Consider the following 14,938-nt stretch of genomic DNA (forward strand, 5'->3'; position numbering starts at 1 on the left):
TAAAACAATCAAATTGAGGTTTCGGTATTCGCCAATTCCGAATCAAAAACCACTTGTCCGCCTTTAATTCTAATGATTCGATTGGTCTTATTGGCCAGCTCTAAATCATGCGTTACCAAAATTAAGGTGGTGCCCGCTTCTTTATTTAAACTGAAGAGCAGCTCTTCTACTTTTTCAGAAGTTTCTTCATCCAAATTCCCTGTAGGTTCATCGGCAAATAGGATTTCAGGTTGATTTGAAAAAGCCCTAGCAATTGAAATACGCTGTTGTTCCCCCCCCGAAAGCTGTGTTGGGTAATGGTCATGTCTATCGGCCAAACCTACACGGTCGAGTAATTCTAACGAACGTGCTCTGATATTTTTTTCCTTTCGCAACTCCATTGGTACCATCACATTTTCGAGCGCGGTAAGTGTGGGTAGCAATTGAAAATTTTGAAATACAAAACCAACATTCTGATTACGAACAGCCGCCCTTTGGTCTTCATTGAGCGTTTCCAAGGCATGTCCATTCAGCACCACTTTGCCCGATGAGGCCCTGTCGAGGCCAGCACAAAGTCCAAGCAAAGTAGTTTTTCCACTACCCGAAGGTCCAACTATAGAGAAACTTGTGCCTTTTTCAATTTCAAAATTTACATTTTTGAGCACGGTTAAATTTTTAGAACCGCTTTTGTAAGTTTTCGTTAGGTCTTGAACCTTAAGTATACTTGCCATGTAGTAATAGGGATGTAGACAAACAAGACGAAATTATCGCCCGAATGTTTAATGATCCTTCAATTAAGTGTAGAAACATATGATTTCAAAACTTCCGATCCTCAGTATTTTAACTTTTATGCTTACGTTTTGGCTCAGCCCAAACAGTCAAGAAAAGAAAAAAATCATCTTTTTTGGTGACAGTATTACAGCTGGTTATGGTATAAGCTTGGAGGAAGCCTTCCCCAACCTTATTCAGAAAAAGATAGATTCTTTGGGGCTGAATTATGAGGTAATCAATGCTGGTTTAAGTGGTGAAGCTTCGGCTGGTGGTTTAGACAGAATTGACTGGATACTACAAGGAAAGCCCGATATTTTTGTATTAGAATTGGGCGGAAACGATGGTCTTCGTGGCTTAAGTATTCAAGAAACAGAAGCCAACTTGAAAGCCATGATCGACAAAGTGCGCCAAGCCAAACCGAGCACTAAAATCCTTTTGGCAGGCATGCAGATTCCGCCTAATCTGGGACAGGAATACACTGAATCATTCCGTAAGGTTTTTGCCAAAGTAGCGAAAGACAAGAAAGTAGATTTAATTCCCTTTCTACTTGAAAACGTAGGCGGGGAAGAAGATTTAAATCAATCGGACGGAATTCATCCTAACCGTGCGGGGCATAAAATTGTAGCAGAAACCGTGTGGATGTATTTGGAGAAGTATGTGAAGTAGAGGTATAACCAATAATTTGATTTGCTATTTCATTCTCCGATTTATTCATCCTTAGTGGGCTTCGTGAATTTCTGTACCCTTTGTGGTTAAAACTATAGACATATAAATTATCGACAATTCAACACTGAAAAAAATGGCTGTCAACGTCTTAAAAAAGCATCGTACTTGTTCAGTACTTTTTGTGCTAGTTGGTATTCTGAAGCACGAAGGATTTCGATATCGTAGAAGTTGCAGAACTCCATAAACTCATCAATCACACGATCGTCTATTCGCGTAACAAATTTTACGAACTCCTTATTGAATTTAGCCTCAACGGCTTCTTTCTGCGTTTTCTCTTTTTCTTGAGCGGCCAACAGTACATTCAACTTCCGCTTCTCCATAAATTTTCTATCTAAAAAATTGAGTAAGCCAGAAATACCAACACCTCCTTGCTCCAAGGTCTCCATCTGTGGTTTCGACCAATCCGTTTTGGGTGCGTTCGGGTCTACAAAACCCAAATCCATGGGTACACGCTCAGGACGATTAAGATAAAAGTCTTTAGCAAAACCGGTAACCACCACTGAATCTAGCAAATAGGTTCCTTCTTCCAATTGAATAAATAGCCCTTCGGGGTGAGTCTCCATCAAAGAGGCTGTAATGGTAAAAGTCACGGGTTCATAACCAATTGAAGTGATTTTTATGCTATCGTTAAGTTGTACTGGAAATTCAAACTTCCCTTCATTATCGGTAGCTACTCCCTTTTTTCGGTTCACTACCAAAACCGTTGCAAACGATATTGGCTCCAGTGTGGATTTTTCCACCAGTTGACCTTTCAATACATAGTTTTCTTGCTGCTGAGCGCGAAGACCAAAGCACAAGAGAAACATACATAAGATGGTGATGGTTTTGAACACGTTACAAAGTAACGTTTGATTGATAGATAACCCTAAGCTAAAATTGGTATTTAACTTTTTTTAACCGCCCTTTCTAGCTCTTGGTGCTTGAAGTAACGGTTTAAAAGAACGGCCATCCAAACTACCACCACGCTAAGTAATCCCAGCAATAACAAAGACAGATCGATGTTAAAAGTAAAAAGCTCCGTAATTTTTGATAGTCCAAGCCCTTCTAAGTCAATATCCTTTTTGGATAATAAAAGAAAACCTAGCGCGACAATGATAACTGAAAAATAAGCTGCTTTGATCCATTTTGGAATATGAACTGGTCGAATTTTAGTTTTTTCGTACTGCTCTACTTTTTCGAGCAAGGACCGGTTAAACCCCATAGAAGGTTCTTCCAAACCTTCCATTTGTAATAACTCCTTTAACTCCTTATCTGATAGATCGAACTCTTTCATAATAATTCTCTCACCTCTTTGTCCAATAAATGCTCTAAGGCACTCAGTAATCTTTTTCTGGCCCGGTGCAATCTAACTTTAACATTTGAAAGCTCCCAGTTCGTAATCTCACAAATTTCTTGAAGCGAATTTTCATTGAGGTAAAACAACGTAATCGCTATCTGATCATCGTTAGAAAGTTGCGTCAAAGCCAATTGAATATAACCCGATCTTTCTTCCTTTTGAAGCCTTCTCCATTCTGAATCTGGCTCACTCAGCTGAAGCAAGTTTTCAGAAGATAAGTCATCAATTTCCGTGGTCTTTAGCTTTTTCTTTCGCAATGAAGTTAAAGCGGTATTGTACACAATAGTATACAGCCAAGTGGAAAACTTAGCTTCTTCTTTAAACTGACCTATATTTTTATAGGCTTTTAGAAATGAATCTTGTGTTACCTCCTCCGCATCTTCCCTCGACTTTAACAAACGCAAAGCCAGCGTAAAAGCCATTGCTTTGTGCTCATCAACCAACACATTGAAAGCCGCAACATCGCCTTTTTTTACTTTCGCGATGATTAGCTCCATTGCATATCGTTCATTTTGAGGTTTCATTTTTTATGTTTGACTACAAGGCGAGGTTTGAGGTTACATTAAAGTTTAGAGATACGTTTTCGAACCAAGTTAAAAATTAAACTTTGGAACTGGGTGTAACCTAAATTTCAGAAAGCGCATCTATAAGAGTAAGTATTGAAAATTTAAACACAGAAATCATGAATGAAATAGTTGGAATATTTTTTATCATAGCCATCCTCAGCATAGCTGGTTTGATATTTTTCCATTTACTCACACGACATAGGGAACGTGCTATGTTAATAGAAAAAGGAGCTGATGCGAGTTTATTTCAGACAGAACCGAAAAAGAGAAACCTCTTTTTTACTATAATACTAGGCTCTCTTCTCGTATGTTTATCGTTAGGAATCGGATTAGGATACGTATTGGACAACTTGCTCACCAATATGAGTGAGTCAAATGTTCAATTCGATCGCTATAGATCAAATGACCATCCAGGCGCTTACTTTTTCACCATCTTCCTAATGTTAGGCGTAGGCTTTATTTCCTCCTTCTTTTTGCATAGAAAATTGATCCTTGAGAAGAAAAACTAAGATAACTAATAACACAAAAGGCCCCTTGAACTTAGTTCAAGGGGCCTTTTACATTTAGAGGTCAACGTTTATTTCTTCTTCCCCATACTCATAGACTCGGCCATTTTCACGGCTTCATAAGCATTAATAATCCCGCCCGATTTGGACAGCTTTGAGAAATTCACTTCTTGATCAAATGTTCCGGGTTTGGTTACTTTAATTCCATCCAGTTTACGAACGGAACTCATCAAAATTTCTTTCAGCTGTTCAGCATTCAAATCAGGAAAATATGAAAGTAGCATCGCTGCAACTCCGGCCGTTACTGGTGATGCCATACTCGTTCCTTGCGCATCTTGATACGAATTTTCAGGAGCAGTAGAATAAATGGCCACACCAGGAGCAAATAAATCAACGGTTTTGTCTCCGTAGTTACTAAAGCTTCCCACGTATTCATCTCCGGCACCCCAAGATGAAGCTCCTACTTCAATCCAATTGGCCCAATCTCCTTTCTTTCCGAATTTGTCGTTCGGGTAATTGTTAGCCTCATCAATGTCTTCTCCACTATTTCCTGCTGCGTGTACCAATAAAACGCCCTTTGAATTGGCATATTCTATGGCATCATATACATACTGAAGATTGGGAGAATAACCCTTCCCAAAACTCATGTTGATAATTTTTGCTCCGTTATCTACCGCATAACGGATAGCGTTTGCAACATCCTTATCACGCTCATCACCATCGGGCACAGCCCTAAGTGCCATAATACTTACATTCTTTGCTACGCCATCGGTTCCAATGCCATTTCCTCTTGAAGCTGCAATAATTCCAGCCACATGAGTTCCATGAAAATTGTCGGTTCCTTTACCAATAACATCGTTGTTTCCATAGCCTTTTTCAGCAAGGTTATTTGGGTCATCGCCCACTATTTCTCTTGCATCATATTCTAAACCATAAGAATACTTCGCACTAGCTTCCATTTCAGCTAAATCCATATTGATTAAAACCAATAGGCTATCCAACGACATTTCTTCATCAATGGATTGCAATATTTGAGTCATGTAGTTTTTTCCTAAGTCAATTACCGCATCATCCGACTCGATTTCGGATAAGGTTGCAACTGTTACTTCCTCAACATCCATATAGGCTTCAAACAGTTTGTTAAATCGCTCAATTTGGCGTGCTAAACTTCCATACTGCTCAAACTCCATTTGTGCTTTGGTATAGGCTTCTTCAAATTCACTTTTTACTTTTTGCCAAGTAATAAACTCTTCCTTGTCCTTTTTATCAATGTCTTTAAGCTCTTTACCTTCGTACTTTTCACTCAGAATTTTATAGTACCTAGTTACTTCATAGCTGTCCTTACCCACGTTACGGCCATCTTTTCCTCCAATGAAATTCCAGCCGTGTACATCGTCTATGTAGCCATTGTTATCATCGTCAATTCCGTTATTTGGGATTTCGCCTGGATTGGTCCAAATCACATCTTTAAGGTCTTCGTGTTCGATATCAATACCTGAGTCGATTACCGCAACGATTACTTTTTGGGAGGTTTTACCTTTTAATAATTCATAGGCCTTTTCGGTACTCACCCCATTCACTTTATTTTCGACTGGATCAAGGTTGAACCAGTTTTTTGGAGGTGTTTGTAAAAGCCCTTGCTGGGCAAAGCTTGAAAGCGATACCAACAAGAGTATCACCCATATTGTATGTTTTTTCATCTGTATATTTTCTAGTTTTTAAATATAGTATTAGCGCTGCTGAAACCTTCCCGTTTTTTCATTTTTATAACATTGGTCAGGGGAAATCAGCAGGCCATTCATGGCAATAAACGTGCCCTCTAATATATTATTGAGGCCGCCAACCGCCACGCCTACATTAAAATCTGCATCGGAATTCGAAAATCTTTCAGGCCTATACGCTGCTGTAAGTATAATGGTTTTTCCTTTTATCTGACCAATCACTTTGGCCGTTTCAACCAGCGTATCCGACCCATGGGTAATGACAATTTTTGAGTTTTCGGACTTTAGACAATAGTCTCGAATCTCGCTTCTGTCTTGATCGGTCATATCAAGACTGTCCTTTTTCATAAGGCTTACAATTTCATAGTCAAAGCCTAGAAGATTCCGTTCTAGAATTCGCGAAATGGCAGGCTCACCTATCTCAAATGCATAACCATTATTCAGCTTTGGATAGTCTTTATCTATAGTGCCTCCCACTTGTATAAACAGTACTTTCATAAAAGAAAGCTAAGAGATTTTTGATTGGTTTGCTAGAAGAGATAAGAAGGAATTAGGATGTCTTGATAAAGTATTTCACTTGAAAATCAATCACCTCGAAAGCACCTGAGTTCTGTGCATGTCCATTTTAAGGAGCACAAAAAGCATTATAGTGAATGACCAAAGGGATGAGCCTCCATAGCTAAAGAAGGGCAGCGGAATACCCACCACAGGAAATAGGCCGATGGTCATGGCGATATTAATGGTGAAATGGAAGAAAATAATTGCGGCAACGGAATAGCCATAAAAGCGCGCAAACTTAAACTTCTGCCTTTCTGCAATGATGGTAATTCTAATCATCAAAATAACGAACAAGGCAATTACAAGTGAACTTCCGAGCCAACCGTGCTCTTCGGCCAATGTACTAAAAATAAAATCGGTGCTTTGTTCTGGTACGTAACCGTATTTGGTTTGTGTTCCTTCTAAAAAACCTTTGCCAGAAAAGCCACCAGAGCCAATGGCAATTTTGGATTGATTTAAATTATAACCCGCGCCTAAAGGATCTACCGAATTGGAATCGAAGATGACAAGGATTCTATCCTTTTGATATTTCGGCACAAGATTTTCAAAAGCATACCCGAAGCCATAGGAGAAGCCCACACTGAGAAGAATCAACAGCGAGGTAATTACAATATTGGAAACCGATCGTGAAGTAGCCATTATCCAAATAATACCTACGATTAGAACTATGATAGCTATAGTAGTGATGGGTAATAAAAGTGTAAGCACCCCAAGCAATGCAAATGAACCTGCTACTATTAAATAAATAGCAGGCAAGCCTTCTCTAAAAAGCGGAAGAACAAAAGCAAAGTACACTAATGATGAGCCCAAATCTGGCTGAAGCATTATAAATCCAACCGGTAAAAAGATGATGAAGAAGGCCGTCAACTGATGTTTGAATTCGGTAAGCTTAACGTTATTGTTAGAAATATACCTAGCCAGCAAAAGTGCAGTGGCCAACTTGGTAAATTCTGAAGGCTGTAAACGAAAAATACCTAAGTCGAACCAAGCTCTTGCTCCGTTAATTTTAGCTCCAAAGACTAAAACTGCCATCAGCAAAAGGATAAATAGTGCATAGAGATAAGGTGCAAAAGATTCGTAAATACGAAAATCCATCAGTAGGATGACAATAATAAGTATTACCGAGCCGCCAATGAATAAAAGCTGTCGGCCTGAACTCAGACTTACATCGAAAATATTAAAAGCCGTTTCAGGGTCGTAAACCGATGCGAAAATATTGAACCAGCCCATCACCACAAGAATGATGTACAGGAAAACAATGGGCCAATCTAGGTTTTTTAATATGGAGTCTCTTCTTCTCACTGTTGCTCTAAGGCAATCTTTCTAGCCTTTTCCTGTTTCTTTCTTTCTATTTCTCTTTTCTGTTCTTCGTCTAAGAAGTCACCCTTTAACACGAATTCTTCGCGGTTTCTCCAGTCCTTTTCTATATAACCCTTAAGGTACATTTCCATTACAAGACTGGCGGTGGTAGCTGCGGCTCGTCCGCCCCAACCTGCATTTTCGATATACACCGCAATGGCAATTTTTGGGTCATCTACTGGTGCGAAAGCCATAAATACTGAGTGGTCTAAACTTTCATCCTTCGCTCCATTTTCGGCCGTTCCGGTTTTACTAGCAATAACAATATCCTTAATAGGTGCTCTATAAGTACCTATGGCCGAACGTTTCATTCCCTCAATAATAGCAGGGTAATAATCGGAGCCTTTTCCTGTATACTTCTTTTCAAATTGCTTTAAAGTAACCACTCCATCCTTTTCAAAACCTTTTACTAAATGCGGCTGTATGTAATAGCCACGGTTGGCGATAATAGCAGCTAGATTAGCCACTTGTAATGGAGTAACCAATATTTCTCCTTGACCTATTGATAAAGATTGAACCGTGCTATAGCCCCAGTTCTTGTTTACATAAATCTTATCGTAATAATCAACATCGGGAATTAGGCCAGAAGCCTCTCCGGGGATGTCGATACCCAACGGAGCACCAAAACCAAATTTCTTTACGGCATCTGCCCACAGCGCTAGACCTATTCTTGAATCAGCGATATAATTAGGGCTCTTTCTTTGAACTACTAGTCTCCTCATTACTTCAAGAAAATAGTTGTTAGAAGACTTTTCAATACCTCTGGCTACATCATAATAGCCTGCTGGGGCGTGGTCGCCAATTCCACTTAAATCAACATAGATTTGTTCATTCGGTTTAATCACTCCTTCATCTAAAGCGATAAGTGCCTGAACCGTTTTAAATACCGAGCCCGCAGGGTAAGTGGCCATATGTGCTCTATTGAATAAAAGTTTAGCACTGTCTGATGCTATTTTTCCGTAGTTTTTACCAAACTCCCTTCCCGACAACATTTTTGGCTCATAAGTGGGAGCGGTAGCCATTACCAATACTTCTCCTGTGGAAGGGTCTATAGCAACAATACTCCCTGTTTTGCCTTTAAGTAGTTTTTCAGCATAGGTCTGTAATTCTAAATCAATAGTGGTGATTAGGTTTGTTCCGGGTACAGAGACGGTGTCGAGCGCTCCATCTTTAAAGGATCCCTTTTCAATTCCTCTTACATTTACTTGCTTATAGCTTACCCCTCGTTTACCACTTAAGAGTCTTTCATATTGCTCTTCTAAACCCGTAATTCCAATATTATCGCCTGATCTGTAATAACCAGTAGTGTCTCTGTCTAATTGACGTCTGCTAATTTCACCTGTGTAACCAAGCTCGTTGGCCAACACTGGACTGGTGTAGCCTCTTACTGTTCTTGGGTTTACAAAAAAACCGCTGTATTTATAAAGTAGATCTTGAATTTTACCGTATTCCTCATGCGATATTTTCTTTAGAAATACAGAGGGTTTCACTTGCGAATACGTCCTCGCGGTTTTCATGTTCTCCAAAAAAACTTCTCTTTCTATTCCCAAGAGCTCGCAAAACTCGGTGGTATCGGCAATAGCAACATCTTTTGGAACGACCATGAGGTCGTAGACGGGTTCGTTATAAACTATGAGTTGTTTATTTCTATCGTAAATAAGGCCGCGAAAAGGGTATTGAACAATGGGTTGAATAATGTTCCGCTCGGCCTTGGTTCTGTAATCTTTATCTAATACCTGAATAGCAAACAACTTGATCAGAAAAACTAATCCAATCAAAACAAACGCACCTTGTATTATATACCTTCTGTTGTCCCACATTACCGCTTCGCCTTAGAGTAAAAAAGATACTGAATAGCGATCATAAAAACCAGTGAGATAAGAGCCGTAACGGCAGATTTAAGAATTGAAATCCCTACCAACTGGTTTCCTCCTGATTCAATTAAGAATACGGTTAAAGCATGAATAAAGATTAAAGGTAGCGCGTAGATAACAAACCAGCCAAGACCGTAATTGGTAATCATGGGCAAATCATTGACTTCATATCCACTTCTAGGCTTATTCCATTTCATCCAATAAGGACGAAGAAACGTTATCAGAACGCAAGCAAAAGCATGAATACCAAGCGTATTATAAAATAAATCGACAATCAGGCCTGCAATTAAACCAATGATCATAGCCGAGGCAAAGCCAATTTCTAAAGGTAGGAATAGCAAAAACATGAGGTATAGAAAGCAAAACCCAATACCGAAAATCACAAAGTATTTCAGAATTAGTACCTGAAAAATCATCAGCAGGATTGCTGTAACTGTCAATATGATCAGGTTTCTACTCATTAAAGTCTACAGGGTTGTTTAAAGAAACTGAGTCTTCTTCCTCCTTATATATATTCTCTATAACATACACATAGGCGAGTGTTCCAAAGTCCACGCTTAAGGATACTTCGATTTCTAGATCGCGCTGATTAGGGTCGGGCTTAACGCTAGCCACAGTTCCAATCATAATGTCCTTTGGGTAAACAGCATTAAAGCTAGAAGTCACAACAGTGTCTCCAACCTGAACATTATCTTCTCTAGTAATATATAAGAGTTTTGCTACCCTTGGGTTACGCCCATCACCATCCCACTGAATAGTGGCCGTTCTGTTTGAGTTCTTAAGTTTAGCCGAAACTTGATTTCTGGAATTCAGTAGCGAAATACCGCTAGAGTAGTTTTTAGATACCGTTCTAATTTTACCCACTACCCCCTTCTGACTAATCACACCCATGCCTGTCTTAATGCCATCATTACTTCCTTTATTTATTTTAAAGAAGTTATGACTTAAGCGAACGGAATTATCTACTATTTCGGCAGCAATTAGTCTGTAATGTACCGCATCGGTAGTATCGGTATCTATATTAAAGGTTTTAAGCGAATCTAATGGCGTTTCTGTTAGCTGTAACAACAGCGTTCGCAACCTGGCGTTTTCTTCGGCCAAATCACTATTCACCTTTTTCAAACTAAAGTAATCGCTGATATTATTCGTTCTTTCATTGATATTTCCAACAAAGCCAGAGGCTGCACTGAAGTAGGCTGCCCTTTGGTAATTGTTGTTCTGAACAATCATCCAAATACATAGCAACTCCAGTGTTAGAAATGTAAAAAACGCTCGGTACTTATAAAGAAAAGAAAATAACTGACCCATTCATTATCAAGTCATTAACACCGCTCTATATCGATCAATGTTCTTCAAGGCCTCACCTGTTCCGCGTACTACCGCTCTTAACGGATCCTCTGCAATATGAATTGGGAGTTTGGTTTTCAAGGCCAAACGTCTATCCAAACCTTTCAGCATTGCTCCACCACCCGTGAGGTGAATACCACGATCATAAATATCGGCAGAAAGTTCTGGCGGTGAAATTTCAAGGGCTTTCAATACAGCTTCCTCAATTTTAGAAACTGATTTATCTAGCGCGAAAGCAATTTCAGAATATGAAATTTTAATCACCTTCGGAATACCGGTCATTAAATCACGACCTCGGATTTCGTAATCGTCTGGTGCATCGTCTAATTCTGTCAAGGCTGATCCAATGGCAATTTTCACCTTTTCGGCAGATCGTTCTCCAATCAAAAGGTTGTGCTGTCTTCTCATATAGTCAAGAATATCCTTGGTAAAGGTATCTCCTGCTACTCTGATAGACTGGTCGCAAACAATTCCAGAAAGGGCGATTACCGCAATTTCGGTTGTACCACCCCCAATATCTACAATCATTGAGCCCATTGGCTCGTCAATCTTAATTCCTGTACCAATGGCCGCAGCAATTGGTTCGTAAATCATGTATACCTCTTTGGCATTCGCATGTTCGGCTGAATCTCGAACAGCCCTTTTTTCTACTTCCGTAATTCCAGAAGGAATACAAATCACCATTCGGTGCGATGATGGCATAAAGCTTCTTCGCTTTAAGTCAATCATTTTGATCATTCCTTTGATCATCAGCTCGGCAGCCTCGAAATCGGCAATTACACCGTCCTTCAAAGGGCGAATGGTTTTGATGTTTTCATGCGTTTTTTCGTGCATGTTCATCGCGTCTTTACCAATGGCCAACACCTTATTTGTGTTTCGGTCGATGGCAATAATAGACGGTTCGTCTACAACGATTTTATCTTTATGTATGATCAGGGTGTTTGCTGTACCCAAGTCAATTGCAATATCACTTGTCAGAAAGTCGAAAAAGCCCATATTCAGTCTTGTCTCCTATATTTTATATCCTTGAAAGTTACGAATTACTCGCAATTATCTAAGGGTTGAAAAATTCTTTTAATGTTTAAAATGGCGAGTGCCTGTAAACACCATCGCCATGCTGTTTTTGTCGCAATAATCAATTGAGAGATCGTCCTTAATTGATCCACCCGGTTGAATTACAGCAACAATTCCTTCACCCTTTGCAATTTCAACACAATCTGGGAATGGGAAGAAAGCATCTGAAGCCATTACAGCTCCATTCAAGTCAAAACCAAAAGTTTTTGCTTTTTCTATGGCTTGTTTTAAAGCATCTACCCTTGAGGTTTGGCCCACTCCACTAGAAAGCATTTGTCCGTCTTTTGCTAAAATGATAGTGTTAGACTTAGTATGCTTGCAGATTTTGCTAGCAAAAGCTAATGCCAAATTCTCAGCTTCTGTGGTAGCTTTTTTAGTTACTTGTTTAAAGCCAGAAATTTGATCAGTTACTAAATCTCTATCCTGAACAATAACGCCATTCAATAAACTCTTGAATTGTTTTGTGGTATTCAATGGCTGCTTTTTAACCAATAAAATTCTGTTCTTCTTGCCTTTCAGCAATTCCAAAGCATCGGCATCGAACGCTGGGGCAATCAATACTTCAAAGAAAAGAGAATTCAATTCTTCGGCCGTAGCCAAGTCAATTGGTTGGTTGCTAACTAACACGCCTCCGAAAGCGCTTACCGTATCAGCCGCGAAAGCCTTTAAGTAAGCCTCTTTAACGGTGTCGCCAATTGCAACGCCACAGGCATTGGTATGTTTTAAAATAGCGAAAGCCTTTTCATCTTCTGAAAACTCCTCGATCAAACTTACAGCAGCATCTACATCTACCAAGTTATTGTAGGAAAGTTCTTTACCGTTTAGTTTTTCAAAAAGTTCATCAAGCGGACCAAAGAACTGCCCTTTTTGATGCGGGTTTTCTCCATAGCGCAATGTCTGACCTTCAGTTTCGCTTACCTTAAATCTTTCAAGTGCTTCATCTTGATTAAAGTAGTTGAAAATAGCTGTGTCATAATGAGACGACACGTCAAAAGCCTGCGCAGCAAATGCTTTTCTATCAGAAAGGTCTGTACTTCCATTTTTATCTTCAAGTAGCTTTTCTAAAGTGGGGTATTGGTTTCTTGACGAAACTATTACTACATCTTTGAAATTCTTGGCAGCTGCTCTAATCAATGAAATTCCGCCAATATCTATCTTCTCTATAATATCTTGCTCTGGTGCTCCTGAAGCTACAGTAGCTTCGAAAGGATATAAATCTACGATCACCAAATCAATTGAAGGGATTTCGAATTCTTTTGCCTGATCTAAATCTCCAGCATTATCTCTTCTGTGTAAAATGCCACCAAAAACCTTAGGGTGAAGTGTTTTTACTCGACCACCGAAAATTGACGGATAACTCGTTAAGTCTTCAACAGCGGTAACCGGAACACCTAATTCTTCGATAAAAGTTTGAGTACCCCCTGTAGAGTAAATTTGAACGCCTAAAGCCCCTAATTTCTTTACAATTGGAGCTAAGTTGTCTTTATGAAAAACAGAAATTAATGCAGATTGGATTTTAACCTTTGACATGTAGGTTGGCTTTTAATTAAGTCGCAAAACTAGGCATTTTAGAACTTATTAAGAACTAGATTCTCAATCACTTTTGCATAATTTTCATGTTCCAGTACCTGAACCTTTCTCGCAATTTCATCAGGCGAGTCGTTTGGTTCGATACGACACGAAAACTGAGCCAAAATAGAACCTTCGTCATAATGTTCATTTACCAAATGTATGGTAATGCCCGTTTCCGATTCTCGAGCTGCTTTCACAGCTTCGTGCACATGCATTCCATACATGCCCTTACCACCAAATTTTGGCAATAAGGCGGGATGAATATTTACAATTTTATTTGGGAAAGCCTCTACCAAATAGGTCGGAATCAACCACATAAAACCCGCTAAAACTAAAGCATCGACTTTATCTTTCCTTAGCCTATCCAATACCGATTGAGTATTATAAAATTCCTCTCGTGAAAAATTGAAAGTAGGAACACCAAAACGCTTCGCCCGCTCCAGAACTCCTGCCCCTTTTTTATTGCACAAAAGCAACACAACTTCTGCCTCATTATGATTTTCAAAATACTCAAAAACCTTTTGGGCATTGGTACCGCTGCCTGAGGCAAAAATTGCTATTCGTTTTTTATTCATATCCAAACCATACTGATTACACCCATCAGCATAATAACTTTACAAAATGTGCTAAGATTACCGTAGTCCTTGATCTTATCAGCCTTTAAAAGTTCAAAGATGAGGAAAATCATAATAACTGAAAGTGTGATGGGGAAAACAATATTTATGGAACTCATCAGAAGGAATACTACTGTACAAAAGATCAAAATAATTCCGTAAATAATCTGCTTAGTTTTGGCAATTCCTAAAACAATTGGAAGGGTTTTGCAGCCAAATTTTTCGTCTCCTTTCAGGTCTTCCATATCCTTAATAATCTCTCGAATTAGTGTTATGAACCCCGCAAAGATAGCGTAGCATAAAACCAAATATTCTCGCTCTTGAAAATACTGACCGACTAAAAACAATGAAGTTCCCGTAAGAATAGCAATGGTGAAATTTCCGATAAAGGGTAATCTCTTAAGCTGATTTGAGTAAAGCCAAAGAAGAAAAGCTGCAATAAAATTAATAACACCAATGGTCGGAGAAATATAGAACCCAATACCAATTCCTAAAAAATTAAAGATCGTGTGCGCAATAATTATCCACCTCCTTTTTAAGGTTCTGCCCACAATCACTCTTTCAGGTCTATTGACATAGTCTATTTTAACATCATAATAATCATTTATGAGATAGCCTGCACTGGTGATAATAACCGTAGAGAGAACGAGCAAAAAAAACTTTTCATCATTTAACAGATGCCAACTAAGCCCCTTATGCAATAAAAAAATAGCAGTGAAATACTGGGTTAAACCTACGATAATGAGGTTCAACGCTCTCACCATTTTGAGGTATTTAAATACAGAAAAGTGGTTCGACATTGTAGAAATGAACATTAAACCCTATTACGTGATAAAGGTAAGCTTGTTCGCTTAGCTACAATATTAAAATCATCCGAAATTCATTAAAACAACCTGAAAAAATAACAGTCTCAAATTGGGAAATCATTTCCAAAC

At 39.0% G+C, this 14,938-nt stretch carries 16 protein-coding genes; 2 read left to right on the forward strand and 14 right to left on the reverse strand.

Translation table 11 applies throughout. The annotated features are described in order from the left end of the window. Positions 1-8: 8 nt before the first annotated feature. Positions 9-710 (reverse strand): ABC transporter ATP-binding protein, encoded by a 702-nt coding sequence (locus MB14_RS09875; RefSeq protein WP_062591389.1) that lies wholly within the window; start codon positions 708-710, stop codon positions 9-11. A 79-nt stretch (positions 711-789) separates the two neighbouring features. On the opposite strand from MB14_RS09875, the gene MB14_RS09880 reads away from it, so the two are divergent. Continuing rightward, the gene (locus MB14_RS09880; RefSeq protein ID WP_062591390.1) at positions 790-1,416 is read left to right on the forward strand and encodes an arylesterase; all 627 of its coding nucleotides are present in this window, start codon (positions 790-792) and stop codon (positions 1,414-1,416) included. A 140-nt stretch (positions 1,417-1,556) separates the two neighbouring features. On the opposite strand, the gene MB14_RS09885 is transcribed toward MB14_RS09880, so the two are convergent. The 3 genes from MB14_RS09885 to MB14_RS09895 form a co-directional block, all read right to left on the reverse strand. Continuing rightward, positions 1,557-2,282 carry a carboxypeptidase-like regulatory domain-containing protein gene (locus MB14_RS09885; protein WP_062591391.1) on the reverse strand — a complete coding sequence of 242 codons (726 nt, stop codon included), beginning with the start codon at positions 2,280-2,282 and terminating at the stop codon, positions 1,557-1,559. Between the two features lie 77 nt (positions 2,283-2,359). Continuing rightward, on the reverse strand, positions 2,360-2,749 hold the full coding sequence (locus tag MB14_RS09890; protein WP_062591392.1) for a hypothetical protein: 390 nt from the start codon (positions 2,747-2,749) through the stop codon (positions 2,360-2,362). Continuing rightward, entirely contained in the window at positions 2,746-3,336 is a 591-nt protein-coding gene (locus MB14_RS09895; RefSeq protein WP_062591393.1) for an RNA polymerase sigma factor, read from the reverse strand. The genes MB14_RS09890 and MB14_RS09895 overlap by 4 nt, the downstream gene beginning before the upstream one ends. 158 nt (positions 3,337-3,494) lie before the next feature. Here MB14_RS09895 and MB14_RS09900 point away from each other — a divergent pair, with 158 nt between their 5' ends. Beyond that, positions 3,495-3,887: a DUF6249 domain-containing protein gene (locus tag MB14_RS09900; protein WP_062591394.1), complete on the forward strand. Its 393-nt coding sequence runs from the start codon at positions 3,495-3,497 to the stop codon at positions 3,885-3,887. A 68-nt stretch (positions 3,888-3,955) separates the two neighbouring features. Here the strand turns inward: MB14_RS09900 and MB14_RS09905 are convergent, their stop codons facing one another. From MB14_RS09905 to MB14_RS09950, 10 genes are all read right to left on the reverse strand, one after another. Continuing rightward, positions 3,956-5,584, reverse strand: a complete 1,629-nt coding sequence (locus tag MB14_RS09905) for a S8 family peptidase (RefSeq protein ID WP_062591395.1) — start codon at positions 5,582-5,584, stop codon at positions 3,956-3,958. Positions 5,585-5,614: 30 nt separating this feature from the next. After that, positions 5,615-6,103 (reverse strand): asparaginase domain-containing protein, encoded by a 489-nt coding sequence (locus MB14_RS09910; RefSeq protein ID WP_062591396.1) that lies wholly within the window; start codon positions 6,101-6,103, stop codon positions 5,615-5,617. A 90-nt stretch (positions 6,104-6,193) separates the two neighbouring features. Beyond that, the gene (gene rodA / locus MB14_RS09915) at positions 6,194-7,465 is read right to left on the reverse strand and encodes a rod shape-determining protein RodA (protein WP_062591397.1); all 1,272 of its coding nucleotides are present in this window, start codon (positions 7,463-7,465) and stop codon (positions 6,194-6,196) included. Further along, positions 7,462-9,342, reverse strand: a complete 1,881-nt coding sequence (locus MB14_RS09920; RefSeq protein ID WP_084376037.1) for a penicillin-binding transpeptidase domain-containing protein — start codon at positions 9,340-9,342, stop codon at positions 7,462-7,464. Before MB14_RS09920 ends, rodA begins: the two co-directional genes overlap by 4 nt. Continuing rightward, positions 9,342-9,857 (reverse strand): rod shape-determining protein MreD, encoded by a 516-nt coding sequence (gene mreD, locus MB14_RS09925; protein WP_053222306.1) that lies wholly within the window; start codon positions 9,855-9,857, stop codon positions 9,342-9,344. The genes MB14_RS09920 and mreD overlap by 1 nt, the downstream gene beginning before the upstream one ends. Next, a complete protein-coding gene (gene mreC / locus MB14_RS09930) occupies positions 9,850-10,704 on the reverse strand; it encodes a rod shape-determining protein MreC (protein WP_062591398.1) in 855 nt (284 codons plus the stop codon). Before mreC ends, mreD begins: the two co-directional genes overlap by 8 nt. Positions 10,705-10,710: 6 nt before the next feature. Beyond that, a complete protein-coding gene (locus MB14_RS09935; RefSeq protein ID WP_062591399.1) occupies positions 10,711-11,739 on the reverse strand; it encodes a rod shape-determining protein in 1,029 nt (342 codons plus the stop codon). A gap of 78 nt (positions 11,740-11,817) precedes the next feature. Further along, positions 11,818-13,347 carry a bifunctional phosphoribosylaminoimidazolecarboxamide formyltransferase/IMP cyclohydrolase gene (purH, locus tag MB14_RS09940; protein WP_062591400.1) on the reverse strand — a complete coding sequence of 510 codons (1,530 nt, stop codon included), beginning with the start codon at positions 13,345-13,347 and terminating at the stop codon, positions 11,818-11,820. Positions 13,348-13,385: 38 nt separating this feature from the next. Next, positions 13,386-13,964, reverse strand: a complete 579-nt coding sequence (gene purN / locus MB14_RS09945) for a phosphoribosylglycinamide formyltransferase (protein WP_062591401.1) — start codon at positions 13,962-13,964, stop codon at positions 13,386-13,388. Then, positions 13,961-14,818, reverse strand: coding sequence for a geranylgeranylglycerol-phosphate geranylgeranyltransferase (locus tag MB14_RS09950; RefSeq protein WP_246032644.1), 858 nt, complete (start codon positions 14,816-14,818; stop codon positions 13,961-13,963). The genes purN and MB14_RS09950 overlap by 4 nt, the downstream gene beginning before the upstream one ends. Positions 14,819-14,938 lie beyond the last annotated feature (120 nt).

This window comes from Roseivirga ehrenbergii (assembly GCF_001593005.1).
GTDB classification, from domain to species: Bacteria; Bacteroidota; Bacteroidia; order Cytophagales; family Cyclobacteriaceae; genus Roseivirga; species Roseivirga ehrenbergii.

What these genes read in the sequence shown, in the direction of transcription:
- MB14_RS09875 (WP_062591389.1), bottom strand. Translation starts at nt 710, where the DNA reads ATGGCAAGTATACTTAAGGTTCAAGACCTAACGAAAACTTACAAAAGC.
- MB14_RS09880 (WP_062591390.1), top strand. Translation starts at nt 790, where the DNA reads ATGATTTCAAAACTTCCGATCCTCAGTATTTTAACTTTTATGCTTACG.
- MB14_RS09885 (WP_062591391.1), bottom strand. Translation starts at nt 2,282, where the DNA reads ATGTTTCTCTTGTGCTTTGGTCTTCGCGCTCAGCAGCAAGAAAACTAT.
- MB14_RS09890 (WP_062591392.1), bottom strand. Translation starts at nt 2,749, where the DNA reads ATGAAAGAGTTCGATCTATCAGATAAGGAGTTAAAGGAGTTATTACAA.
- MB14_RS09895 (WP_062591393.1), bottom strand. Translation starts at nt 3,336, where the DNA reads ATGAAACCTCAAAATGAACGATATGCAATGGAGCTAATCATCGCGAAA.
- MB14_RS09900 (WP_062591394.1), top strand. Translation starts at nt 3,495, where the DNA reads ATGAATGAAATAGTTGGAATATTTTTTATCATAGCCATCCTCAGCATA.
- MB14_RS09905 (WP_062591395.1), bottom strand. Translation starts at nt 5,584, where the DNA reads ATGAAAAAACATACAATATGGGTGATACTCTTGTTGGTATCGCTTTCA.
- MB14_RS09910 (WP_062591396.1), bottom strand. Translation starts at nt 6,103, where the DNA reads ATGAAAGTACTGTTTATACAAGTGGGAGGCACTATAGATAAAGACTAT.
- MB14_RS09920 (WP_084376037.1), bottom strand. Translation starts at nt 9,342, where the DNA reads ATGTGGGACAACAGAAGGTATATAATACAAGGTGCGTTTGTTTTGATT.
- mreD (WP_053222306.1), bottom strand. Translation starts at nt 9,857, where the DNA reads ATGAGTAGAAACCTGATCATATTGACAGTTACAGCAATCCTGCTGATG.
- mreC (WP_062591398.1), bottom strand. Translation starts at nt 10,704, where the DNA reads ATGGGTCAGTTATTTTCTTTTCTTTATAAGTACCGAGCGTTTTTTACA.
- MB14_RS09935 (WP_062591399.1), bottom strand. Translation starts at nt 11,739, where the DNA reads ATGGGCTTTTTCGACTTTCTGACAAGTGATATTGCAATTGACTTGGGT.
- purH (WP_062591400.1), bottom strand. Translation starts at nt 13,347, where the DNA reads ATGTCAAAGGTTAAAATCCAATCTGCATTAATTTCTGTTTTTCATAAA.
- purN (WP_062591401.1), bottom strand. Translation starts at nt 13,964, where the DNA reads ATGAATAAAAAACGAATAGCAATTTTTGCCTCAGGCAGCGGTACCAAT.
- MB14_RS09950 (WP_246032644.1), bottom strand. Translation starts at nt 14,818, where the DNA reads ATGTTCATTTCTACAATGTCGAACCACTTTTCTGTATTTAAATACCTC.